The 23,888-nt window shown below is 69.9% G+C and carries 20 protein-coding genes; 10 read left to right on the top strand and 10 right to left on the bottom strand.

Annotated elements, in window-relative coordinates:
- The first annotated feature begins 69 nt into the window (after positions 1–69).
- On the top strand, positions 70–684 hold the full coding sequence (locus EV647_RS21095) for a maleylpyruvate isomerase family mycothiol-dependent enzyme (RefSeq protein ID WP_134005422.1): 615 nt from the start codon (positions 70–72) through the stop codon (positions 682–684).
- A gap of 92 nt (positions 685–776) precedes the next feature.
- Here the strand turns inward: EV647_RS21095 and EV647_RS21090 are convergent, their stop codons facing one another.
- The 4 genes from EV647_RS21090 to EV647_RS21075 are packed head-to-tail and all read right to left on the bottom strand — an operon-like array spanning position 777 to position 5,401.
- Positions 777–1,337: a dihydrofolate reductase family protein gene (locus EV647_RS21090; protein ID WP_134005420.1), complete on the bottom strand. Its 561-nt coding sequence runs from the start codon at positions 1,335–1,337 to the stop codon at positions 777–779.
- Complete coding sequence (locus EV647_RS21085) at positions 1,334–2,566, bottom strand: FAD-binding oxidoreductase (RefSeq protein ID WP_134005418.1); 1,233 nt, start codon at positions 2,564–2,566, stop codon at positions 1,334–1,336. The genes EV647_RS21090 and EV647_RS21085 overlap by 4 nt, the downstream gene beginning before the upstream one ends.
- Positions 2,547–3,395, bottom strand: coding sequence for an AraC family transcriptional regulator (locus EV647_RS21080; RefSeq protein ID WP_134005416.1), 849 nt, complete (start codon positions 3,393–3,395; stop codon positions 2,547–2,549). Before EV647_RS21080 ends, EV647_RS21085 begins: the two co-directional genes overlap by 20 nt.
- Before the next feature lie 50 nt (positions 3,396–3,445).
- A complete protein-coding gene (locus EV647_RS21075; protein ID WP_134005414.1) occupies positions 3,446–5,401 on the bottom strand; it encodes a potassium transporter Kup in 1,956 nt (651 codons plus the stop codon).
- 97 nt (positions 5,402–5,498) lie between these two features.
- On the opposite strand from EV647_RS21075, the gene EV647_RS21070 reads away from it, so the two are divergent.
- From EV647_RS21070 to EV647_RS21055, 4 genes are all read left to right on the top strand, one after another.
- Positions 5,499–6,746 carry an MFS transporter gene (locus EV647_RS21070; protein ID WP_134005412.1) on the top strand — a complete coding sequence of 416 codons (1,248 nt, stop codon included), beginning with the start codon at positions 5,499–5,501 and terminating at the stop codon, positions 6,744–6,746.
- On the top strand, positions 6,743–7,270 hold the full coding sequence (gene cpt, locus EV647_RS21065) for a chloramphenicol phosphotransferase CPT (RefSeq protein WP_134005410.1): 528 nt from the start codon (positions 6,743–6,745) through the stop codon (positions 7,268–7,270). The genes EV647_RS21070 and cpt overlap by 4 nt, the downstream gene beginning before the upstream one ends.
- Before the next feature lie 86 nt (positions 7,271–7,356).
- Complete coding sequence (locus EV647_RS21060) at positions 7,357–7,731, top strand: DoxX family protein (RefSeq protein ID WP_134005408.1); 375 nt, start codon at positions 7,357–7,359, stop codon at positions 7,729–7,731.
- A gap of 28 nt (positions 7,732–7,759) precedes the next feature.
- Positions 7,760–8,350, top strand: a complete 591-nt coding sequence (locus EV647_RS21055; protein WP_134005406.1) for a TetR/AcrR family transcriptional regulator — start codon at positions 7,760–7,762, stop codon at positions 8,348–8,350.
- Here the strand turns inward: EV647_RS21055 and EV647_RS21050 are convergent.
- Positions 8,337–9,434 carry an aldo/keto reductase gene (locus EV647_RS21050; RefSeq protein ID WP_134005404.1) on the bottom strand — a complete coding sequence of 366 codons (1,098 nt, stop codon included), beginning with the start codon at positions 9,432–9,434 and terminating at the stop codon, positions 8,337–8,339. The genes EV647_RS21055 and EV647_RS21050 overlap by 14 nt on opposite strands.
- Before the next feature lie 79 nt (positions 9,435–9,513).
- Here EV647_RS21050 and EV647_RS21045 point away from each other — a divergent pair, with 79 nt between their 5' ends.
- Entirely contained in the window at positions 9,514–11,460 is a 1,947-nt protein-coding gene (locus tag EV647_RS21045; RefSeq protein ID WP_202876253.1) for a GMC family oxidoreductase, read from the top strand.
- 109 nt (positions 11,461–11,569) lie between these two features.
- Here the strand turns inward: EV647_RS21045 and EV647_RS21040 are convergent, their stop codons facing one another.
- Together EV647_RS21040 and EV647_RS21035 are read right to left on the bottom strand one after the other, a co-directional pair.
- Positions 11,570–12,085, bottom strand: coding sequence for a VOC family protein (locus tag EV647_RS21040; RefSeq protein WP_134005400.1), 516 nt, complete (start codon positions 12,083–12,085; stop codon positions 11,570–11,572).
- A 40-nt stretch (positions 12,086–12,125) separates the two neighbouring features.
- Positions 12,126–12,797 (bottom strand): LysR family substrate-binding domain-containing protein, encoded by a 672-nt coding sequence (locus tag EV647_RS21035; protein ID WP_134005398.1) that lies wholly within the window; start codon positions 12,795–12,797, stop codon positions 12,126–12,128.
- A 33-nt stretch (positions 12,798–12,830) separates the two neighbouring features.
- On the opposite strand from EV647_RS21035, the gene EV647_RS21030 reads away from it, so the two are divergent.
- Positions 12,831–13,205: a DUF5997 family protein gene (locus EV647_RS21030; RefSeq protein WP_134005396.1), complete on the top strand. Its 375-nt coding sequence runs from the start codon at positions 12,831–12,833 to the stop codon at positions 13,203–13,205.
- 12 nt (positions 13,206–13,217) lie between these two features.
- Here the strand turns inward: EV647_RS21030 and EV647_RS21025 are convergent, their stop codons facing one another.
- Positions 13,218–13,949: an alanyl-tRNA editing protein gene (locus EV647_RS21025; RefSeq protein ID WP_134005394.1), complete on the bottom strand. Its 732-nt coding sequence runs from the start codon at positions 13,947–13,949 to the stop codon at positions 13,218–13,220.
- A 76-nt stretch (positions 13,950–14,025) separates the two neighbouring features.
- Here EV647_RS21025 and EV647_RS21020 point away from each other — a divergent pair, with 76 nt between their 5' ends.
- Positions 14,026–14,730, top strand: coding sequence for a hypothetical protein (locus EV647_RS21020; RefSeq protein ID WP_134005392.1), 705 nt, complete (start codon positions 14,026–14,028; stop codon positions 14,728–14,730).
- Here EV647_RS21020 and EV647_RS21015 read toward each other — a convergent pair.
- Complete coding sequence (locus EV647_RS21015; protein WP_134005390.1) at positions 14,711–15,868, bottom strand: pyridoxal phosphate-dependent aminotransferase; 1,158 nt, start codon at positions 15,866–15,868, stop codon at positions 14,711–14,713. The genes EV647_RS21020 and EV647_RS21015 overlap by 20 nt on opposite strands.
- Positions 15,869–15,918: 50 nt before the next feature.
- Between EV647_RS21015 and EV647_RS21010 the strand changes: the two genes are divergently transcribed.
- On the top strand, positions 15,919–16,803 hold the full coding sequence (locus EV647_RS21010) for an NAD(P)-dependent oxidoreductase (protein WP_134005388.1): 885 nt from the start codon (positions 15,919–15,921) through the stop codon (positions 16,801–16,803).
- Here EV647_RS21010 and EV647_RS21005 read toward each other — a convergent pair.
- Positions 16,746–18,134, bottom strand: a complete 1,389-nt coding sequence (locus tag EV647_RS21005) for an FAD-binding oxidoreductase (RefSeq protein ID WP_134005386.1) — start codon at positions 18,132–18,134, stop codon at positions 16,746–16,748. The two genes, EV647_RS21010 and EV647_RS21005, sit on opposite strands and share 58 nt — an antisense overlap.
- A gap of 220 nt (positions 18,135–18,354) precedes the next feature.
- Between EV647_RS21005 and EV647_RS21000 the strand changes: the two genes are divergently transcribed.
- Positions 18,355–23,871 carry a carboxyl transferase domain-containing protein gene (locus tag EV647_RS21000; RefSeq protein ID WP_134005384.1) on the top strand — a complete coding sequence of 1,839 codons (5,517 nt, stop codon included), beginning with the start codon at positions 18,355–18,357 and terminating at the stop codon, positions 23,869–23,871.
- The last annotated feature ends 17 nt before the right edge of the window (positions 23,872–23,888 follow it).

Below are 23,888 nucleotides of genomic sequence, written 5' to 3'. Positions count from 1 at the left end.
TGGGGGTCAGTCTCACCACAAGACCCCACCGCTGCAAGAACCCGCGCCGTGGTCGGTTACGTTCGCTTCATGGAGCGCGTTCTTGGGTGGATCGACGAGGGTACGGCGCTGTGCCGCGAAGCACTGGGCGACCTCGAGGCGCCGTCGCTGCTGCCGGGATGGTCACGGCGGCATGTCGCGGCGCATCTGTCGCTGAACGCCGAGGCACTGGGGAACCTGGTGGAGTGGGCGCGGACCGGCGAGGAGCGCCCGATGTACCCGTCGCGCGAGGCGCGGGACGCGGACATCGAGGCCGGTACGTCGAGGTCGGCCGATGAGCTGCGGTCGTGGTTCGAGGCGGCGACGACCGGGCTGAGCGCGTCGATGGCGACGCTCACGGACGCGCAGTGGCAGGCGGAGGTCCGCACGTCGCGGGGCGAGCCGATACCGGCGACCAGGATCCCCTGGATGCGCTCCCGCGAGGTGATGATCCACGCCGTAGACCTCGGCACCGGCCTCACCTTCGCCGATCTCCCCACGGACTTCCTCGAAGCCCTGTGCGAAGACATCCGCACCGAACGCGGCGACGTACCCAAGGTCAACGGCCCCCTCCCCGAGATCGCCGCCTACCTGACCGGCCGCCCGTACACCAATGTCACCGGCCCGGAAGGCAACGCCGCACACCCCCTCGCACCCTGGCTCTGAAGTAGGGCGCAGGCGGGTTGGGGAGGATTTCCCGCCCAGAACGGGAAACAACCCTCCCCAAGTGCCTCACTTCCCGCGTGCCCACGGCGGGGTCATTTGAGGATGCGGTAGCGGAGGTGGGTTACGTCGCGGGCGGGGAGTTGGCGGACTTGTTCGAGCTCGATGTACTCGGCGGGGAGGTTGTCGAAGAGGCGGCGGCCCTGGCCGAGGAGGACGTTGACGACGTGCAGTTCGAGCTCGTCGAGGAGGCCGGCGCGAAGGAGGGACTGGGCCGCACCGGCACCGTGGACCATCACGTCCCGGTCGCCGGCGGCCGCCAACGCCTGGGCGGCGCAGTCGGCGACGTCGGAAACGTAGACAGCGCTCCCCGGCGGTACGTCGTCCTCGGCGACGTGGTGGGTGAGGATGAACATCGGTACGCCGTCGTGGTGGTCGCCGTTCCAGCGGCCGGCGTGCTCGTAGGTACGGCGGCCCGCGATGAGAGCCCCGGTGGCGAGCGACTCGCGGACCACCTGCCCGCTCGGCCCGTCGGAGTGGCGGTCGTCGAGCCAGTTGAACAGGCGGAACCCGCCGCGTCCCATCGGATTCTCGGGACTGTCGTCGGGGCCGACCACGAATCCGTCGAGCGACATCGACATGTAGAGCCGGATCATCTCGGACCTCCTAGTGATTGGGGGAAATGAAACACGTTGGAGGGGTCGTACTTGGCCTTGATGTCGCGGAGGCGGGGGAAGTTCGGGCCGTGGTAGGAGGTGTGCGCGTCGGTCAGGTCGGGGTCGGGGAAGTTCGGGTAGACGCCACCCGAGGCGTAGGCGTGGGCGATGAACCAGGAGCGGCGTACGGCGTTGCGGTCGGGGCCGGCGTTTTCCAGGAGGAAGCGCTCTGTGCGGTGCGCGAAGGCTGTCGCGTCGACGGGCACGCGGTTGTAGACGCCGCCCATCGGGGTGAAGTTGAGTTCGCAGCCGGCGTTGAGGAGTTGGGTGATGGCGTCCGGTGGCAGCGGGTCGCGGAAGAACTCGGACTTGCTGTGGATGATGCGGTTGTCCGGTCCGCCTTCCGAGAGGCTGGCCTTGAGCTCGGGCCAGGTGAGGCCGGCGAGGAGGTCGATCTCGGGGGCGAGGGTGGCAAGAGGGCCGGGGTCGAGGGCGGTGAGGGTGGCGCCGAAGACCTGCACGTGGTTGGCGTTGACGGTCAGGCTGGCGGTGAGCTCGTCCGGTGCGTCGGGGGCCCAGGACTGCCAGGCGGCGATCACCTCTGCGGCGCGGCTGCGTGGCCAAGTGAGTTTGAAGCGGGTCGCGGTGGGTGACGGTACGGCGTTGAAGACGAGCGACGTGACCACGCCGAACTGGCCGCCTCCCGCACCGCGGAGTGCCCAGAACAGGTCGGACTCTCGCTCCGCGTCGCAGGTGAGGACGTTGCCGTCCGCGAGTACGACGGTTGCGGCGACGAGGCGATCGCAGGTCAGTCCGTACCGGCGCCCGAGCAACCCGAGCCCGCCTCCCAGTGTCAGCCCCGCGATCCCAACCGTCGGCCCACACCCCGCCGGAATCGTCAGCCCGTACTTGTGCAACCCCCGGTAGACGGAAGCAAGCCGAGCCCCCGCCCCGATCGTCGCGAGGGCCGCAGTGGGCTCGACTGAGATCGTGGCGAGGGGTGACAGGTCGAGCATGAGGCCTGTGGTGGAGGAGCGGGCGGCGAAGCAGTGGCCGCCGCCGCGGGGAGTTACGGGGAGGTTGGCAGAGCGGGCATACGCGAGCGCCTCGATCACGTCGGACGACGAGGAGCAACGCGCGATCGCCGCGGGGCGGATGTCGTCGTACAAGGGCAGCGCGGGTTTCCGCAGTACGTCGTACAGCGAGTGGTCAGGCCCGATCAGGTCCATGGGCTGACGTTAGGACGGCGCGACCGGGCTGTGCTTGAACGAAACGGTCGTACCACCCGGCAAGGAACGGCCGGTACGACGCCGAGTGGTCGTGACCGCAGTCGCAGCGATCCGCCTTGTCGCCGAGCAGTTCGCGCGGGGTCACCCCGGTCAGCCGCACGCACTCCCGGGTCAGATGCGCGTGGTCGGCGTACCCGGTCTCGGCCGCGAGATCCGACAGCCCGCTCCCGAACCCGGCCTGCGCCAACGCGAGATACCCCTGGAACCGCAGTGTCCGCTGCAGCGCCTTCGGCCCGGCCCCCGTCGCCGTCAGGCACCGCCGCCGCAACTGACTCTCCGACAACGCCAACTCGTCCGCCAGTTGAGCAATCCCTGTCGGCTCCCACGGCATCAACCGCCGCACGAGCTCCGCCACGACAGGATCCGGCCGAAGCGGCCGCCCGGCCAGGTACCGCTGGACCGCGAGCAACGCCGTCTGCGGATCAGCGGCATCGGCCACCGCGCACCCGAGAGCGTCCGCCGCAGGACCCCACAGCCCCACCGCACAATCGACCAGTTCGTCCGCCGGTACGCCGAGCATCGGCGTCCCCGCGCCCGGCATGAACCGCACGCCGACGATCGTCGTCCGCGGCGGAATCACCTGCAGCTGTGCCCGGGTCAGCGGCCCGATCAGCCGCGGTACGCCGCCGACCGGGCAATGCAGTTCGACCCCGCCCGTCGGCAGATCACGCTGCGGGTAGGGCTGCGATCCGGTGCGCTGGATCCAGACCGTACGGACGAGACCGGCGAGTGCGGGCACCGGCGCGCTCTCGTCGTACGTCTGCTCCATCCGCCACACCTCCAGGCGCGTCAAATCTCGATGCTCAAATCTCCGGGGGTCTACAACTCGATGTGGGAGCCGATGATGACCGTGCGGTCGCGGGGGAGACCGAAGTGTTCGGCGGCGTCGGCGGTGATGTGCGAGGTGGCGAGGAACAGTTGCTTGCGCCAGCCCGCCATCGTGGCGGCCTTGCCCCGGCGGAGCTCGATCTTGGACAGGAAGTACGACGCCTTGTCGAGATCGAGCGGACCTTCGGACTCGTCCGGCTCCAGCTGCGCGAGGGCGCTCGGTACGTCGGGGGCCTCCATGTACCCGAACTTGATCGTGACGTGCGTGATGCCGTCGTCGGCGTACCCGAGGTCGTTGACCGTGACCCGATCCTCCTCGGCGACCCGCGGTACCGGCTCGGTGTCGATCGCCACGATCACCACGTGCTCGTGCCGGACCTGGTTGTGCTCGACGTTCGCCCGCAGCGCGAGCGGAGCGCTGACGCCGCCGCGGTTCAGGAAGATCGCCGTCCCCGGGACGGTGCGGATCGGCATCGTGCCGGAGCGCATCTGGTCGATGAACTCCTGCAGTGAACCCTCGGCGCGTTCCCGCTCGGCCGTCACGACCTCGCGGCCGCGCTGCCAGGTCGTCATCACGGTGAACGCGGTGAGCGCGATCAGCAGCGGCAGCCACGCGCCGTGCACCAGCTTGGTCAGGTTCGCTCCGATGAACAGCAGGTCGACGGCGAGCAGCGGGACCGCGCCGAGCGCGATCAGCCACTTCGGCACGTTCCAGCGGTAGTGGGCGACGTAGAAGAACAGCAAGGTGGTGATGCTGATCGTGCCGGTCACCGTCATGCCGTACGCGTACGCCAGGGCGGCCGAGCTGCGGAACGCGAAGATCAGCGTGAGGACCGAGACGAACAACAGCCAGTTCACGAAGGGGACGTAGATCTGGCCGACTGTCGTCGCCGAGGTGTGCGTCACGCGGAGTCGCGGCAGGTACCCGAGCCGGGCGGCCTGGGACGCGACCGAGTAGGCGCCGGTGATCACCGCCTGCGACGCGATGACGGTCGCCGCCGTCGCGAGCAGCACGAGCGGCAGCCGGCCCCAGTCCGGGACGAGCAGGAAGAACGGGCTGCTGATGTTCGCGTGGTCCTTCAGGATCAGCGCGCCCTGACCCATGTAGTTCAGGGTGCCGGCGGGCAGGACGAGGAACAGCCAGCCGCGGCTGATCGCCTTGCGGCCGAAATGCCCCATGTCGGCGTACAGCGCCTCGGCGCCGGTGACCGCGAGCACGATCGCCGCGAGCGCGAAGAACGCGATGTGGAAGTGCCCGGCCAGGAACCCGATCGCGTACGTCGGGGACAGCGCCTCGAGAATCGCCGGGTGCTCGACGATGCCGACGATGCCCGCCGCGCCGATCACCGTGAACCAGGCGATCATCACCGGCCCGAAGACCCGGCCGACCGTCTCCGTCCCGCGGCGCTGGACCAGGAACAGCACGATGATGATCACCGCGGTGATCGGTACGACGTACTCGCCCAGCGACGGTTCGACGACTTTGAGACCCTCGACCGCGGACAGCACCGAGATCGCCGGGGTGATCATGCCGTCGCCGAAGAACAGCGACGCCCCGAACAGACCGACCGCGGCGAGGACGGTCGCGGCGCGGCGGCGGCCCGGGTGCGTGGCACGCCAGCGGCGCAGCAGCGTGATGAGCGCCATCACGCCGCCCTCGCCGTCGTTGTCCGCGTGCATCGCCAGCAGGATGTAGGTGGCGGTGACGATGATCATCACCGACCAGAAGATCAGCGACACCACGCCGTACACGTTGTGGTCGCTCACCGGCACCGGGTGTGGATCCTCAGGGTTGAACACCGTCTGCAGGGTGTAGATCGGGCTGGTCCCGATATCCCCGAAGACGACACCGAGTGCGCCGACGACCACTGCGAGTTTGGCCGTGTTGTGGGCGTTGGGCGCGTGCGTTTCCGCAGCCTCCGCCGTTTCCGCCTGCTGATCCGTCACGTCCCCGGACGATACCCGCCCGGGGGAGCCAGGGTCCTGTCTGGTGATCCAGCGCTGCGCATGTCGAGCTGTCCGCCGCGGCTCCGACGTACCGGGTATGACAGCCGAGCGAGTACTGCGGACCTATCTCACGTTGACCGTGGTGTCGACGGGTGCGTCGTCGATGATCTGGGGCATCAACACGCTGTTCCTGCTCGACGCCGGATTGAGCATCGGGAAGACCTTCGCCGCGAACGCGTTCTTCACCGCCGGCATGGTGCTGTTCGAGGTGCCGACCGGTGTTGTCGCGGACACGGTCGGGCGGCGTGCGTCGTACCTCCTGGGCACGGCCACCCTGATCGGGACCACGCTGCTCTACCTGGCGCTGTGGCGGACCCACGCGCCGTTCGCGCTCTGGGCGGTGGTGTCGATGCTGCTCGGTCTCGGGTTCACGTTCTTCAGCGGCGCGACCGAGGCCTGGCTGGTCGACGGGCTGCACGCGACCGGGTACGACGGGTCGCTGGACGCGGCGTTCGCGAAGGGACAGATGGCGAACGGGATCGCGATGATGGGCGGCTCGATCGGCGGCGGCGTGCTGGCGCAGCTGACGAACCTGGGGATGCCGTACGTCGTTCGCGCGTTGTTGCTGATGGCCACGTTCGTGGTGGCGTGGCGGTCGATGCGGGACATCGGCTTCACCCCGGCGCCGCGGACGTCGGTGCGGGTCGAGATGGCCGGGATCGTCCGGGCGTCGCTCCGGCACGGGCTGCTCAACCGGCGGGTCCGCTGGGTGATGCTGGCCGGACCGTTCACGGCCGGGGTGAGCGTCTACGGCTTCTACGCCGCGCAGCCGTATCTGCTCCAGCTCTACGGGCACACCGGCTCGTACGCGATCGCCGGTCTGTCGGCCGGGATCGTCGCCGGTGCACAGATCGCCGGCGGCGCGTCCGCGTCGTACGTCTCCCGTCTGATCCACGACCGGATCGGGATCCTGATCGGAGCGATCGTCGCCTCGGGCATCGTGATCGCGGTGATGGGAGTCGTGACGTCGTTCGGGGTCGCGCTGGTGCTGCTGATGGTGTGGGGCACGTTGTTCGCCGCGATGTCGCCGGTGCGGCAGGCGTACCTGAACAGCCACATCCCGTCGGCGCAGCGGGCGACGGTGCTGTCGTTCGACAGCCTGCTCGGCTCGGCCGGTGGGGTCGTGATCCAGCCGACACTCGGTCGCTCCGCGGACCTCTGGGGGTACGGACCGGCGTACCTGGTCTCAGCCGGGATCCAGGCGCTGGCGGTGCCGTTCCTCGGGTTGGCGCGGCGGAAACCTGTCGAAGGTGCTGTGGATGAACCTCTAGCCTTGCGGGCGTGACGGCTCGACTGATCATCATCAACGGTGGGTCCAGTTCCGGGAAGACCGGGATCGTGCGGTGTCTGCAGGCGGTGCTGCCGGAGCCCTGGCTCGGGTTCAGCGTCGACGACTTCGTGGACGCGCTGCCGGCCGTGATGGACGGCGGCCTCGAGATCGGGCCGGACGGCGAGGTGTCGGTCGGGCCCGCGTTCCGGGAGCTGGACGCCGCCTGGACCGCCGGGATCGTGGCGATGTGCCAGGCCGGCGGCCGGGTGATCGTCGACGACGTGTTCCTCGGCGGCGCCGGCTCGCAGCAGCGCTGGCGGGACGCGATCGGCGACGTCGAGGCAATCTTCGTCGGCGTCCACTGCGCCCCGGAGATCGCCGCGGGCCGCGAGCTCGCGCGCGGCAACCGCACCCGCGGCATGGCCGAGCAGCAGGCGTACGTCGTCCACGAGGGCGTCACGTACGACGTCGAGGTGGACAGCTCGCACGCGGAGTCCGTCGAGTGCGCCCGCGCGATCGCCACCTACCTCGCTCCGTAGTGGATCCGTAGTCGTCACGGATGCCCGCTGCGGGCGGCCGGCGGGATCTTCGTCGTACCGGAAACACGACGACGAAGGAGAAGCTCATGAGTACGACGGTGACGACCCGCCGGACCGTCCGTCCGCGGACCGTGGCGCTGTGGGTGGTGCAGGCGATCCTGGCCCTGCTGTTCGTGATGGCGGCCGTGCCGAAACTGACCGGCGACCCGCTGATGGTCGATATGTTCGCCGAGATCGGTGCCGGGCAGTGGCTGCGGTACCTGGTCGGGACGCTCGAACTCGCCGGGGCCATCGGTCTGCTGATCCCGCGCCTGTGCCGGCCGGCCGCGCTCGGTCTCGTAGCACTGATGGTCGGCGCCGGCGCCACCAACCTGTTCCTGTTCGGGGCGTCGCCGGCGATCCCGCTGGCATACCTGGCAGTCGCCGCGGCAGTGGTCTGGTTCCGCAGACCTGCAAGGTGACCGTGGACCATTGGGTACATTTGAGGATGTGCTGACGGCGAAGGGTGCGGCGACGCGGGAGCGGATCGTGGCGGCGGCTGCGGCCGAGATCCGCGAGCGTGGGATCAGTGCTGTGAAGCTGGACGACATCGGCCGGCGCAGCCGGACCGGCAAGAGTCAGCTCTTTCATTACTTCCCGGACGGCAAGGAACAGTTGCTGCTCGCGGTTGCCGAGCGCGAGGCCGAGCAGGTTCTCGAGGACCAGGAGCCGCACCTCGGGCAGCTGACCAGCTGGGACGCGTGGCGCGACTGGCGGGACGCCGTCGTCGAGAAGTACCGGCGGCAGGGCGTGAACTGTCCGCTCGGCGTACTGATCACCGAGATCGGCCGGCACACCCCGGCCGCGCAGGCGGTGACCGCCCAGTTGCTCGCGCAGTGGCAGCGCCGGCTCGAAGTCGGCATCGAGGAGATGAAGGCCGCGGGCGAGATCCGTGCCGCTGTGGATCCCGCCCGCGCCTCGGCCGCCCTGATCGCCGCGATCCAGGGCGGCGTCGCGATCCTGATGTCATCGGGAACGTCGACGCATCTGGAGTACGCGCTCGACCTGTGCCTGGACTACCTGCGGACTAACGCCAGTTGACGACCGGCGGCCGGTAGCCGGCCGGCTTGTCGGCGACCTTCGCCCCCGGGTTGATGATCCAGTTCTGGTACTCCGGTGTGAACATCCGGTAGACCGACGACGGCGGTACGGCGCTCGCGTCGTCGAGGGTCGCGCGCAACTCGGCCGGCAACTCGAACCCGAGGGCCGCGATGCTGGACTCCAGTTGCTCCGGACGGCTCGCGCCGACGATCGCGGACGCGACACCAGGCTGCGTTGCGGCCCAGTTGACCGCTACCTGGGCCATCGTCACGCCAAGCTTCTCCGCCACGTCCCGCATGGTCGTCAACAGGTCCCACTCCTGGCCGGACCAGGTCCGCCCGGTCGCGCCGTCGCCGGTGAGACGGCCTTCGCCTGCGATCTGCTGGGTGTCGTCGCGCTGGTACTTCCCGGTCAGGAATCCACCGCCGAGCGGGCTCCACGCGGTGACGCCCAGTCCGAGTTGCTGCGCGACCGGTACGTGCTCGGTCTCGATCGTCCGCTCGATCAGCGAGTACGGCAGCTGCAGGCTGACCATCGGGGTCAGTGAATGCGCGTCGGCGAGAGTCTGCGCGCGAGCGGCGTACCAGGCGGGTACGTCGGACAGTCCGGCGTACCTGATCTTGCCGGCGCGGGCGAGGTCGTCGAGGGTTCGCAGTACCTCGTCGACCGGGGTGATGCGGTCCCAGGTGTGCAGTAGGAAGAGGTCGACGTAGTCGGTGCCGAGTCGGCGCAGGGACTCGTCCAGCGCGCGGATGAGGTGCTTGCGGCTGTTGCCGCCCGCGTTCGGGTCGCCGGTGTCGACGCTGTTGGTCGCCTTCGTGGTGAGCACCATCCGCTCCCGGACGCCCGCCTCGGCAATCAACCGGCCGAGGATCCGTTCGCTCTCACCCGCGGTGTAGAAGTCGGCGGTGTCGATGAAGTTGCCGCCGGCCTCGATATAGGCCCGGAAGATCGCCCGCGCCTCGTCCTCGGTCTTGCCGTACGGCGCGTGGAACCCGGCTTGCCCGAAGTTCATGGTGCCCAGTGCGAGCCGGCTGACACGCAGCCCCGACCGCCCGAGCAGGTAGTAGTCATCTAGTGCCATACCCACAGAGTTCCTCGGCAAAAATGGACCCGCAAGTACAAAGCTGCGGGCGGCGGTGACGCGTGCAAGGATTTTGCGCGTGCGCTTGTCTGAGGAGCAGCGGAGTGAGTTGGAGCGGTTGGCGGAGTTCGTGCTGCCGGGGGAGGGATGGGCGGCGGCTGGTTTTGTCGAGCGTGTGCTGACGGAGGATCGGCCGGACTGGGTCGGGCGGGTCGAGCGTGCGCTGGCGGACGAGGCGGGTGCAGATCGGCCCTGGCTGGTGCGGCTGATTGCGCAGGGGTACTACGCGGAGCCGGCGACCTGGGAGACGGTCGGGTGGCGGAGCGTGGAGTTTGCGCCGGTGCAGACCGAGTTGCGGGTGACGCCTCGGGACGCGCTGAGGGAGCGGTACGACGTTGTGGTGGTCGGCTCGGGCGCCGGTGGGGGTGCGGCCGCACAGGTGCTGGCGGAGTCAGGACGGTCGGTGCTGGTCGTGGAGCTGGGCAGCTACCCGTCGACGGAGTCGTTGGCGCGCGATCACCTGCGGAATCCGCGGTCCGTGGCGGGTCTGCCGGCGCTGACGGATCCCGACCCGGCGGGGCGGCCACGGGTGTCAGTGGTGGACGGTGTGCGAAGCGAGGTGCTGCCGCCGGACGGTGGGTGGGGGAACAACGCGTTCACGGTCGGCGGCGGCACGCGGGTGTACGGCGCGCAGGCATGGCGGTTCGTGCCGCAGGACTTCCGGATGGCCACGACGTACGGCGTACCGGAGGGAAGTGCGCTGGCCGATTGGCCGATTTCCTACGACGAGTTGGAGCCCTACTACTCGTTGGCGGAGCAACGGTTCGGGGTGAGTGGCGGTGGCGTGGACCCGTGGCACGGGCCGCGGTCCATCCCGCTGCCGATGCCGCCGTTGCCCAGGACCGGGCCGGCTGATCTGCTGGCGGGAGCCGCCGAGCGGCTCGGGTGGGGGACTCTCGACGTACCGCTGCTGATCAACTCGGTCGACTACCAAGGGCGCTCCGGATGCGTTCGGTGCGGTCTGTGCGTCGGGTTCGCCTGCCCGGTGGAAGCTAAGGCCGGAACGCACAACACCGCGCTGCCCGCAGCGCTCGCGACCGGGAACTGCACGCTGGTCACCGAGACGACGGCCGAGCGACTCGTCACCGACGCGACCGGCCGGGTCGTCGGCGTCGCGCTGGTCGCGAGCGACGGGTACGGCGGGATCTGGCGTCGGACCGTTTGGTGTGAAGAGGTGGTGGTCGCGGCGGGTGCTTCGGAAACACCACGGTTGCTCTTGAACAGCGCTCACGACGGCGAGCCGCACGGGATCGGCAACAACCAGGATCAGGTCGGCCGGCATCTGCAGGCGCATGTGTACGCCGGAGCGGTCGGGCTGTTCGAGGACGAGGTGGTCGATCTTGTCGGGCCCGGTGTCTCGATCGCGACCTGCGACTTCCGGCACGGGAACGACGGGATCGTCGGCGGTGGCATGCTCGCCAACGAGTTCGTGCCGACGCCTGCCGCGGTGTACGACTATCTGACCGGCGCCGGGCTGATCCCGCGGGCCGGTGCGGAGAGCGTGCAGGCGATGCGGCGTGAGATACGGCGGATGCTCCGGGTCGTCGGCCCGATCCAGGAGGTCACGTCGGCGGACTCCCGCGTCCGCGTCGATCCGTCCGTCGTCGACCGGTTCGGTAATCCGGTGGTGGTGACGAGTGGGTCGATCCATCCCGAGGACCTCCGCGCCCATCAGTTCATGAGTGCCAAAGCAAAGGCCTGGCTCGAGGAAGCGGGTGCGGTCCGGACGTCCGTCGGCGAGGTCCGCACGGTGGGGTCCGCCAGCACCGGGCAGCATCAGGCGGGGACCTGCAGGATGGGCGACGACCCGGCCCGATCGGTCACCGATCCCCACGGCCGGGTCTGGGGCCACGACAACCTGTGGATCACCGACGCCTCCGTCCACGTCACCAACGGAGGCGTCAACCCAGTCCTCACCGTCCTGGCCGGTGCACTACGGATCGCAGAACAGATCACCCGCGGCTGAAGCTGCCGTAACGACAGGACGTAGTCCTATACGTAGACGCCGTTGCCCGCGTGAGCCGGCCGAGAGTTGACCCCGATCGCCGGACACGTCCTGTCGTTAGCGCCCCAGATCAGCCGACGCGGGAGATGCCTACTCCGCTGCGGGCCTCGCGACCGTACTTCGTGATTTCGGCGGGAAGGTTGAGGCGGGAGATGCCGGTCTTGTTGCGGTCCTCGTCGGTGAGGAGATCGGCGGGGATGATCCAGACGATCTCGAACTCGAGGCCGTCGGGGTCCTTGCCGTACAGGGACTTCGTGGTCCCGTGGTCGGACGCGCCGACCAGGGCGTCGTGCTCGCTGAGCTTGCCCGCCAGGACCTCGAGGTCGCCGAGGGTGTCGACCTCCCAGGCCAAGTGGTAGAGGCCGACCGTCGTCCGCCCGGCGCCCGACGGTCCGGCCTGCGACCCGATCTGGAACAGGCCCAGGTCGTGGTCGTTGCTCGACCCGGGCGCCCGGAGGAACGCCGCGCCGGGGATGGCGTCGCCGGTCTCGGTGTAGCCGAAGCCGAGGACGTCTCGGTAGAACGCGACGCTCGCCGCGACGTCGCGCACATACAGGACCGCGTGGTTCAACCGGAAGATCGCCATACCGATGATGTTAGTTGAAGACTCAACTTATTTCCAGTGGCTAGCGCCGGCGACGGGATTTCTTCGGCCGGGCCGGCTTGGAAGGCTGGGCGGCGGGCTTCTTCTGCCGTTGGGGCGTGGCGGGCCCGCGGGTGCTGTTCGCGGTCCGGCCGCGGACGATGCCGATGAAGTGCTCGACCAGTTCGCTGGTCTCGTCCTCCGGCCAGCTCAGCGCGACCTGCGACTCCGGTCCGCCGGTCAGCGGGCGGTAGGTCAGGTCCTTGCGGTGGTGCAGCCGGGCCAGCGACTGCGGGACCACCAGCAGCCCGGTGCCCATGGCAACCAGCTCGATCGCGTCGCCGGTGCGGGCCGGGCGCTCGTCGATCAGCCGGCCGGGTGGGCGGTCCCAGTCGAGTACGTCGTCCTGCGGGTGCAGCATCAGCTCGTCCGCGAGGTCGTCGACGGTGACCTCCTCGGCCGCGGTGATCAGGTGGTCCTTGGGCACCACGACGACCGTCTGCTCGACGTACAGCGGGATCGCGTGCAGTCCGGTGCGGTCGATCGGGAGGCGCAGGAGGACGGAGTCGGCGTCACCCCGGCGTACCAGATCGGGGGCTTCGGCGGCGGAGACCTGGACGAGTTCGAGCGGGACGCGGGGGAGTCGCTCCGTCCAGATCCGAACCCATTTGGCGGGTGTCACGCCGGGGACGTAGCCCAGCCGGAATCCGGTCACGGCTCTGAGGTTACCGGGCGTTACGCTGCTGCCATGACGGCGCGCAAGACACCCCAGACCATGAAGCCTGCCACGGCGGCGAAGAAGCTGGACGTGTACCTCCCGGCCACGCCTGCGGAGTTCCAGGAGGGTGTCGTGTCCCGGGACGAGCTGAACGCGCTGCAGGCCGACCCGCCCGAGTGGTTGCGGGAGCTCCGGCGTACCGGGCCGCACCCGCGGTCGGTGGTGGCGGCCAGGCTCGGCGTCTCGATCAGTGGCCTGGCCCGGGCCGGGATCACCGAGGCGCTGACCACGGACGACATCGAGGCCATCCGGGACGAGAACCCGGACTGGCTGCAGCACGAACGTGCGACGCTGGCGGAGGTCCGGCGGCAAGAGGCGGAGCTGAAGAAGAAGCCGCGCCCGTAACTCCGTCCGCCGTCAGGTGATCCGGACGCGGAGACGGCGGAAGCCTCTGCCTTTGCTCTCCATCTTGACGACCTCCATGCGGCCGATCAGCGCGGTCGAAGCGACGTGCGTGCCGCCGTCGGCCTGGGTGTCGAGGCCGGCGATGTCGACGATCCGGACGATCTCGATATCGGGCGGCAGCAGGTTCGTCGCCGTCCGGATGATGTCCGGGATCGCGAACGCCTCCTCGCGCGGGAGAAAGCTGGTCGTGATCCTCCGGTCGGTGCGGATCTCCGCGTTGACCGCCTCCGCGACCCGGTCCTTGAAGTCGGGCGGTACGTCGGCCAGATCGAAGTCCATCCGCGCCGACAACGGTTCCATGTTCCCGCCCGTGACGAGGGCTCCGAAGTCGCGGAACACCACTCCGGTCAGCACATGCAGCCCGGAGTGCGTCCGCATCAGCTGAGTACGCCGCTCGTCGTCGAGCGCCCCGCGCACCGCGGTCCCGGCCGCCGGCACCGGGTCCTCCTCGTGCGGCACCAGGTACAGGTCGTCACCCTTGGTCGTCCCAATGATCCGCGTCCGTACGCCGCCCCACAGCAGCACACCCTGGTCCGGCGGCTGCCCGCCGCCACCGGGGTAGAACGCGGACCGGTCGAGCACGATCCCGCGCTCCGGATCCACGCCGACGACCGTCGCGTCCCACTCGCGGACCGAGGCGTCGTCTAGGTCGAGCCGATGTGTATGCCCGTGCTGGTTGCTCATGATCAGCCCACTGTGTCACACGGCGCCACACGGCTGACCCCGCCCGACCCGACACTGTCAGGAGGGGGTGGAGACCATGCAGATCATCGAGAACAGCATCGTGGGGACCAGGTCCGCCGTACTGCGGCTGACCAGGCGCGGCGGTGGCCCGGCCATCGTGATCTTCCCGATGCTGCACGTGGCGGACCCCCGGTTCTTCCGCGCGGTCGAGTCCCGCCTGCGCGAGTGCGACCTGCTCGTCGTCGAAGGAATCCAGGGTGAGTCGGCGGCGGCCGACGGGCTGACGGCGACGTACAGGGTGATGCCGGTGAACGAGGAGTCCGGGCTGGTCGAGGACGACATTCCGTACGGCGACCTCGGCGTACCGCTCGTCGCCCCGGACCTCTCGGGGGAGGAGTTCCAGGAGGGTTTTCAGAAGTTGTCGTGGAAGGTCCGGGCGCTGACCTGGGCCTCGGTTCCGGTGGTGTCGATCGGCCAGTTCTTCGCCGGGCGGCGCACGCTGCTGTCACCCGACATCGAGGTCAACGATCTCCCGACGGCGCAGGACGAGTTGCGCAGTGAGCAGTGGGACGATTTCCTCGACCTGTTGCTCGACCGCCGCGACGGCCGAGCCGTCGCAGCGGTCGCCGAGGTCGTCCGGGAGCGTGGCGACGAGGACATCGAGGTCGCGGTCGTGTACGGCGCCCGGCACGTTCCGGGGATCCTGCGCGGGCTGTACGGGCTCGGGTACCGGGTGGTCAGCGCTGACTGGTTGGTGGTGGTCAGCGCACAAGAGTCGTGAACGCGTCGAGGGCCTTGCGGATGTTTTCGACCGAGTTGGCGTACGAGAAACGCAGGTGGTTCTCGCCGTAGATGCCGAACGAGGTACCGGGCAGGCACGCGACCCCGGCCTCGTCGAGCAACCTGTCCGACAGGGTCGCCGCCGACACGCCGAGCTCGCTGATGTTCGGGAACGCGTAGAACGCTCCACCCGGTTCCACACACGACACACCCGGTACGGCGTTGAGCCCGGAGACGATCACCTCGCGCCGTTCGCGGAACGCCTCGAGCATCCGGTCGACGTCGTCCCACGGCCCTTCGAGGGCTGCGATCGCGGCGTGCTGGCTGAACGCCGACGTACACGACACCGAGTTGATCATCAGCCGCGTCACCGGCTCCACCAGCGGCTCCGGGAACACGCCGAAGCCCAGTCGCCAGCCCGTCATCGCGAACGTCTTCGACCAGCCGTCGAGAAGGACGGTCCGGGAAGCCATTCCGTCGACGTCGAGCACGCTGTGGTGCTCACCGTCGTACCGCAGCGCCCAGTAGACCTCGTCGCTCAGGACGACGAGGTCGTGCTCGATCGCGATCTCGGCGATCGCCTGCAGCTGTTCGGGCGTCGACGCGCTGCCGCACGGGTTGTGCGGGGAGTTGAGGATCAGCAGCTTGGTCCGGTCCGTCACCAGCGACCGCAGTTCCTCGGGGTCGATGACGAAGCCGTTCTCCTCGCGCAGCGGCACCGGCACCGGCGTCGCGCCGGCGAAGGACGCGATCGAGGCGTACATCGGGAACCCGGGGTCCGGATAGAGGACCTCGTCGCCCTCCTCGCAGAGCGCCAGGATCGTGAAGAACATGATCGGCTTCGCGCCGGGCGTGATCAGCACCCGGTCGGGCGTCGTGCGCAGCCGGCCGGTGCGCTCCAGGAAGTCCGCGACCGCGGTCCGCAGCTCGGGGATACCGGGCGCCGGCACGTAGTGGGTGAACCCCTTGTCCAGGGCCTGCTGCGCGGCGGCGATCACGTGCGGCGGCGTGTCGAAGTCCGGTTCGCCGATCTCGAGGTGCACGATCTCGCGACCCCGTGCCTCCAGGGCCTTCGCTTTCGCCAGAACCTCGAACGCAGACTCGGTTCCCAGCCGATCCATCCGGCCAGCAAGTTTCACGATGTGTCCTTCCGCCGTGGCTTCTCACACCCTAGTGCGATGATCGCGTGGTGAACGAAGCGAGGCGGGTTGCAGTCACCGGAAGCAGCGGCAAGCTCGGCAGAGCGGTCGTCGATCACCTGGCGGACCACGGTTGGGACGTGGTCGCACTCGACCAGGCCGCACCGGCGCGCGCCGACGTGACGTCGACGCGGCTGGATCTGACCGATTTCGGCCAGACCTACGAGGCGATCGCCGGGATCGACGACCGGCACGACGGTGTCGACGCGGTCGTGCACCTCGCCGCGATCCCGGCGCCGGGCCTGCGGCCGAACGCGGCGACGTTCCAGAACAACATGACGGTGACGTACAACGTGTTCTCGGCGGCGCTGCGAGCCGGCGTCCGCAACATCGTGTGGGCGTCGAGCGAGACCGTGCTGGGCCTGCCGTTCGACGAGTTCCCGCCGTACGTGCCGGTGGACGAGGACTATCCGCCGCGGCCGAACAGCACGTATTCGCTGGTCAAGACGCTCGAGGAGGAGCTGGCCCGGCAGCTGTGCCGGTGGCATCCGGACCTGAAGCTGATCGGGCTGCGCTTCTCCAACGTGATGTACCCGGAGGACTACGCGCGGTTCCCGGCGTTCGACGCGGACGCCCACGCCCGCAAGTGGAACCTCTGGGGCTACATCGACGCCCGCGACGGCGCACAGGCCGTCCGCAAGGCGCTCGAGTACGGCGTGACCGGGACGGACGTGTTCATCGTCGCGAACGCCGACACGGTGATGTCCCGGCCGAACGAGGAGCTCCTCGCCGAGGTGTTCCCCGGCGTAGCAGTGAAGCGCCCGTTCGGCCCGAACGAGACGTTGCTGTCGATCGAGAAGGCGCGCCGCCTGCTCGGTTACGAACCCGAGTTCTCCTGGCGGGGTCCGAACGGGAACAGCGTGTCAGGGTCGTAGGTCGACCGTACGTCGGCCAGCCGCGCGAACGTGTCCGCCGGCCACGACTTCTCGTACGACCCCGGCAGTGCGAACCCGCCGGCGAAGTTCACCGTGGTCTCCTCGGACACCCACGGCTCGAGCCGCCCGAGGATCCCGTCGACCGTTGCCGGGAGCACCTTTTCGAACAGGCTCGGGTCCGGTACGCCGATCAGCGTCAGCGTGCACGCCCCACTCCGCCCGCCGACCGCGCTGCCCTCGGGGACGTCGCGTTCCGTCGCGCCGCCGAGGTGCCGGAGCTCGACCGCGACCAGCGGGAGCTGCTGCTCCGGGCCGGCCACGTCCAGGAACGTGGCGATGAACTCGGCGTCCAGCTCGGCGAGCATCAGCCCGCGGTCCCACGACGGCGTCGGGTCCTTCGGGTCGTTGTGGATCAGCGCGATGTCGGTCGCCGGCATCTCGCCGACGGCGTCGATCAGCGCCGGAGCGGCGTCGCGGATCGGCTGGAAGAGCCGCTTGCCGTCGGCCGCGTCACCGACGTACGCGAAACGCACGCTCAGCACCGTCTTGCCGCGCAGCGGTTCGGGGATGAACTCGAGCGGCGGCAGCCGCAGGATCACGACCGACGAGTTTGCGCTCTCCGGCAGCGCGTTCGTCCACTCGGCCCAGGTGGTCAGCGCGGACGCGATGTGCTCCGCGTCGAAGAACACCGAACCGCCGTACAGCGTGCGCAGCTCGACCAGCCCGAAGTCCATCTCGGTGACGATGCCGAAGCCGCCCTTGCCGCCGCGCAACGCCCAGAACAGGTCCGGGTGCTCGGTCTCGTTCGCGGTCACCACTTCACCGGCTGCCGTCACGACCCGGAACTCACGTGCCCAGTCGGACGAGAAGCCATACGTCCGGGCGAGCGGGCCGAGGCCGCCGCCGAGTGTGTACCCGATGCAGCCGACGGCGTCGGACGCGCCGGTGATCGGTGCCAGCCCGTACGGCGCGGCCGCGGCGATCACCTCGGCCCACTGGGTGCCCGCCGCGATGTGCGCGACCTGCTCCTCGGCGTCCACGGTCACGCCGGTCATCCGCCGGGTGGTCACCACGATCCCGCCCCGCATCGGGTTCGGGATGCCGTGGCCGGTCGCCAGCACGCGGACCGGCGTACCGGTCTCCGCCGCGGCGCGGACCACCGCGACGGCGTCGGCCTCGGACATCAGCCCGACCACGACGTCCGGCGTGTGCGTCACCGCCAGGTTGAACCCGGACAGCTCCTCGTCGTACCCCTTGTCACCCGGTGCCAGCACCGGTCCGGCGACCTCGCCCCGCAGCCGGTCGATCAACGCGTCGGTCACGTTCTTCATCCCCTCCCAGAAGCCCTGCCCTGGAGGTTTCCACACCCTGGGGTCAGGGCCACAGCCGGGTGTCGGCGGGGGTGGTAGCAGGGCTGGAAACACGCCTAGGAGGGGGGCCGACTCGACGGTAACGGCGATGGGCTGAAAACCTGTGCCAGCGACACCTGTCTCCTGCGATCCAGGGGAGAGGTCTGTCCGCGCAACTCAGGGTGAGACACGGAGGCGGTCGATGTTCAAGCGTATCGCAATAGTGAACCGGGGTGAAGCCGCGATGCGGCTGATCAACGCGGTCCGCGAAGTCAACGCCGAAGGCGGTGACCCGATCGAGACCGTGGCCTTGTTCACCGACGGCGAGCGGACGGCGACCTTCGTGCGGGCGGCGGACATCACGTACCCGCTCGGGCCGGCGTCGGCCCGGCCGTACCTGGACCGGAAGGTCCTGGAGCGCGCGCTCCGCGAGACCGGGGCGGACGCCGCCTGGGTCGGCTGGGGATTCGTCGCCGAGGACCCGGCGTTCGCGGAGCTGTGCGACCGGATCGGCGTGACCTTCATCGGCCCGTCGGCCGACGCGATGCGCAAGCTCGGCGACAAGATCGGCTCGAAGCTGATCGCCGAGGAGGTCGGCGTACCGGTCGCGCCGTGGAGCCGCGGAGCGGTCGAGTCGCTGGACGCGGCGCTCGCGGCGGCCGAGCGGATCGGGTACCCGTTGATGCTCAAGGCAACGGCCGGCGGCGGTGGCCGCGGCATCCGGGTGGTGCGCTCCGCCGACGAGCTCTCCGACGCGTACGCGCGGACCAGTGACGAGGCGGCCCGTGCGTTCGGCAGCGGTGTCGTGTTCCTCGAACGGCTCGTCACCGGTGCGCGGCACGTCGAGGTCCAGGTGATCGCGGACGGCGAAGGTACGGCGTGGGCGCTCGGCGTCCGGGACTGCTCGGTGCAGCGCCGCAACCAGAAGGTGATCGAGGAGTCCGCGTCCCCGCTGCTGTCCGCGTCCCAGGTCGACGACCTGAAGGCGTCGGCCGAGCGGCTGGCGATCGCGGTCGGGTACCGGGGCGCCGCGACGGTCGAGTTCCTGTACCACCCGGGGGAGAAGTCGTTCGCGTTCCTCGAGGTGAACACCCGGCTCCAGGTCGAGCACCCGATCACCGAGCTGACCACCGGGTTCGACCTGGTGAAGGCCCAGTTGCACGTCGCGTCCGGCGGCCGCCTGGAGGGCGTGCGGCCGATCGAGAGCGGCCACGCGGTCGAGGCCCGGCTGAACGCCGAGGACCCGGACCGCGACTTCGCGCCGTCGCCCGGGCGGATCGCCGTACTCGACCTTCCGGCCGGACCCGGCATCCGGGTCGACACCGGCGTGAGCGCGGGGGACAGCATCCCGGCGGACTTCGACTCGATGATCGCGAAGATCATCGGGTACGGGCGGACCCGCGAGGAGGCGCTCGCGCGGCTGCGGCGTGCGATGCAGGCGACGACCGTCCTGATCGAGGGCGGCGCGACCAACAAGAGCTTCATCCTCGAGCTGCTCGACCAGCCCGAGGTGATCGACGGCAGCGCCGACACCGGCTGGATCGACCGCGTCCGCGGTGAGGGCCGGCTGGTCTCGCACCGGCACTCCGGTATCGCCCTGGTCGCGGCCGCGATCGAGGGGTACGAGGACGCCGAGCAGGTCGAGCGCACCCGGTTGTACGAGACCGCGCACGGCGGTCGCCCGCAGGTCCAGCACGAGGTCGGTCGCGCGATCGACCTGAAGCTGCGTGGCGCGAGCTACCGGGTGACGGTGGCGCGGATCGGTCCGGAGCGGTTCCGTGTCGGCGTCGGCAACGGCAACGACCACCTCAAGGTGGTGGACGCCGAGCTGGAGCGGCTGGACGAGTACCGGAGCCGGCTGGTCGTCGGCGGGCAGCGGTTCCGCCTGGTGACCGCGACCCACGGCCCGGTGCACCTGGTCGAGGTCGACGGCGTCACGCACCGCGTGAGTCGCGACGAGGGCGGCGTACTGCGTTCGCCTGCCCCGGCGCTTGTGGTGGCGACGCCGGTGCAGACCGGGGCCGAGGTCGAGGCCGGCGCCCCGGTGCTGGTGCTCGAGAGCATGAAGATGGAGACGGTGCTGTACGCGCCGTTCAAGGCGACCGTGAAGGAGTTGCTGGTCTCGACCGGCAGCCAGGTGGAGACGGGCGCACCCCTGCTCCGGCTGGAGCCGCTCGCGGACGACGCGGCCGCAGTGGAGGCTGCTCCGGTGCAGAACGGCGTACAGCTCGATCTGCCGAACGGGACCGGGGAGAAGTCCGCGGCCGAGCGGCTGGAGCGCGGGCTGGACGATCTGCGCAGCATGCTGCTCGGGTTCGACATCGATCCGCAGGACGAGGGCGGCATGCTGGCCGACTACCTCGCCGCGCGGTCCGAGCTCGCGCATCAGCGCTCCGGGCCGCCGATCGGTCCGGAGATCGAGCTGCTGACGGTGTTCGCGGACTTCGCCGAGCTGAGCCGCAACCGGCCGGCCGGGACGGACACCACCCTCGAGAACCGGGTGCACAGCCCGCGCGAGTATTTCTACACGTACCTGCAGAGCCTGGATCCGGACCGCGGTGGCCTGCCGGCCGAGTTCCAGGCCCGATTGACCCGGGTGCTGAGCCACTACGGGGTGACAGGTCTGGAGCGGAGCCCTGAGCTGGAGGAGGCGGTCTTCCGGATCTTCCTGGCGCAGCAGCGCTCGAGTCCCGACGTACTGCTGGTGACGTCCGTGCTGCAGCGGTGGATCGCCGAGCCGCTGCCGGAGGCGCCACTGGACGAGTGCGTGCACGAGCTGCTGGACCGGCTGGTGCTGGCCACGCAGCTGCGGTTCCCGGTCGTCGGTGACCTGGCCCGGAGTGTGCGGTTCCGGTGGTTCGACCAGCCGCAGGTCGACGCCGAGCGCGCGTCGATCATCGCGGGCGTGGGCGACGAGGTCGCCGACCTGGCGACGCTCCCGGACTCGCCGGAGCGGCAGCGGCGCATCGACGCGCTGGCCGCGATCCCGGAGCCGATCGTCCGGTTCCTCGCCGAGCGGCTGGAAGGCGGCTGGGGCGAGCGGGAGCCGATGCTCGAGGTGCTCGTCCGGCGGCACTACCGCGAGTACGAGCTGCACGACCTGCGCGAGTTCGCCGTCGACGGGCGGCCGTTCGCGACCGCCGACTACTCGATCGACGACCGCCCGAGCCACCTCGTCACGACGGTCGGGACGGTCGCCGAACTGGCGGACCGGGACAGCGGCCTGTCGCGCGCCCTGACCGACCGGATCGACGCCCGTACGGCGGGCCACGAGGCCGTCGTCGAGCTCTACCTGTACGGCCCGGACCTGCCGGACTCGCAGCAGGACGCCGCGGACCTGTACCGCCGGATGGTCGCCGACCTTCCGGTCGCCCAGCGGGTACGCCGGATCTCGGTCGCGGTCGCCCCGGGACAGGGCCGGCCGGTCTCCTACTTCACGTACCGCCCGGCCGGCGGGTCGATGACCGAGGACGACAACGTCCGCGGCGTGCACCCGATGGTCGGCCGTCGCCTGAACCTGTGGCGGCTGCGCGACTTCCGCATCACCCGTCTCGACGCGCCGGAGGACGTGCTCCTCTACTACTGCGTCGCCCGCGACAACGAGGCCGACCGGCGGCTCGTCGCGCTCGCCCAGGTACGCCAGTTCGTCGTCGTCCGGGACGAGGACGGGCAGGTCACGTCGCTGCCGCACGCGGAGCGCGCGATCTCGAACTGCCTCGAGGCGATCCGCCGGGCCCGGACCGCCCGCGGCGCGGCCGGCGCCAAGCTGGACATGAACCACGTCTGGGTGCAGATCTGGCCGGTGGTCGACGTCCAGGTCGACGAGGTGACCGCGCTGCAGCGCAACATCGCCCCGATGACCGCGGGCGCCGGGATCGAGGAGGTCCTGGTGCAGGGCGACGTGGTCGCGCCGGACGGCTCGATCAACCCGGTCGCGGCCCGGTTCTACTACCAGCACGGCGCCGGCGTCGTGACGTCGATCGAGCAGCCGCCGACCGGGCGGTTGCTGCCGCTCGACGACTACGCGCAGAAGGTGCAGCGGTCCCGGCGGCGGAACACGATCTACCCGTACGAGGTCAGCGGCATGGTCGCCGGCCAGGGCGGTTCGTTCGTCGAGCACGACCTCGACGACGCCGGTCGCCTGGTCCCGGTGGAGCGGGCGAAGGGCCTGAACAAGGCCGGCATCATCGTCGGCATCGTCACCACGCCGACCACGCGGTACCCCGAGGGCGTCACCCGGGTCGCGATGAGCGGCGACCCGACCATGGCGCTCGGCGCGGTGGCCGAGGCGGAGTGCTCGCGGATCATCGCGGCACTCGACCTGGCCGAGCAGATGAGAGTGCCGGTCGAGTGGTACTCGCTGTCCGCCGGTGCCCGGATCTCGATGGACTCCGGCACCGAGAACATGGACTGGGTCGCGAAGGCGCTGAAGCGGATCGTCGAGTTCACCCAGGCCGGCGGCGAGATCAACGTCGTGGTCGCGGGGATCAACGTCGGCGCGCAGCCGTACTGGAACGCCGAGGCGACGATGCTGATGCACACCAAGGGCATCTTGGTGATGACGCCGGACAGCGCGATGGTGCTGACCGGCAAGCAGACACTGGACTTCTCCGGCAGCGTCTCGGCCGAGGACAACTTCGGCATCGGCGGCTACGACCGGGTGATGGGCCCGAACGGGCAGGCGCAGTACTGGGCGCCGGACCTGAAGGGCGCCCGGGACGTGCTGATGACGCACTACGACCACACGTACGTCGCACCGGGGGAGCAGGGTCCGCGACGGGCGCAGACGTCCGACCCGGTGGATCGCGATGTCACGCCGTACCCGCACGACGTCGCCGGCAGCGACTTCAAGACGATCGGCGAGATCTTCTCGGCGACGACGAACCCGGACCGGAAGAAGGCGTTCGACATCCGCACGCTGATGCGGGCCGTCACCGACCAGGACCACCCGGTGCTGGAGCGCTGGGCCGGGATGGCCGACGCCGACACGGCGGTCGTGCAGGACGCGCGGCTCGGCGGGTTCCCGGTGTGTCTGGTCGGGATCGAGTCGCGGTCGGTGCCGCGGCGCGGCTTCCCGCCCACCGACGGGCCGGACACGTACACCGCCGGCACGCTGTTCCCGCGGTCGTCGAAGAAGGTCGCGCGGGCGATCAACTCGGCCAGCGGGAACCGGCCGCTGGTGGTGCTGGCGAACCTGTCCGGGTTCGACGGGTCACCGGACTCGATGCGGAACCTGCAGCTCGAGTACGGCGCCGAGATCGGGCGCGCGATCGTGAACTTCCGCGGGCCGATCGTGTTCTGCGTGGTCTCGCGGTACCACGGCGGCGCGTTCGTGGTGTTCTCGAAGTCGCTGAACCCGTCGATGACGGTGCTCGCGGTGGAGGGATCGTTCGCCTCGGTGCTCGGCGGCGCGCCGGCGGCTGCGGTGGTGTTCGCGGCCGAGGTGGACGCGCGGACCGCCGCGGATCCGCGGGTGGCGTCGCTGGCCGAGCGGGTCGGCGCGGCCGCCGGTGCGGAGCGGGCGGCCCTGGCCACGGAGCTCGCGGACGTGCGAACCGTCGTACGGGCAGAGAAACTGGGCGAGGTCGCGACCGAGTTCGACCGGGTGCACAGCATCGAGCGAGCCCGCGAGGTCGGGTCCGTGGACGCCGTGATCAGTGCCCGCGAACTGCGGCCGAAGTTGATCGAGGCAATCAATTCCGGGGTACCCGGGGCTTGATCGCTCGACTAGCCTGG

It is taken from the genome of Kribbella sp. VKM Ac-2566 (assembly GCF_004366005.1).
In the GTDB taxonomy this organism is placed as follows: Bacteria; Actinomycetota; Actinomycetes; order Propionibacteriales; family Kribbellaceae; genus Kribbella; species Kribbella pratensis.
The sequence above is the reverse complement of the archived record's forward strand: the minus strand, read 5'-3'. Positions and strand labels throughout refer to the sequence as shown.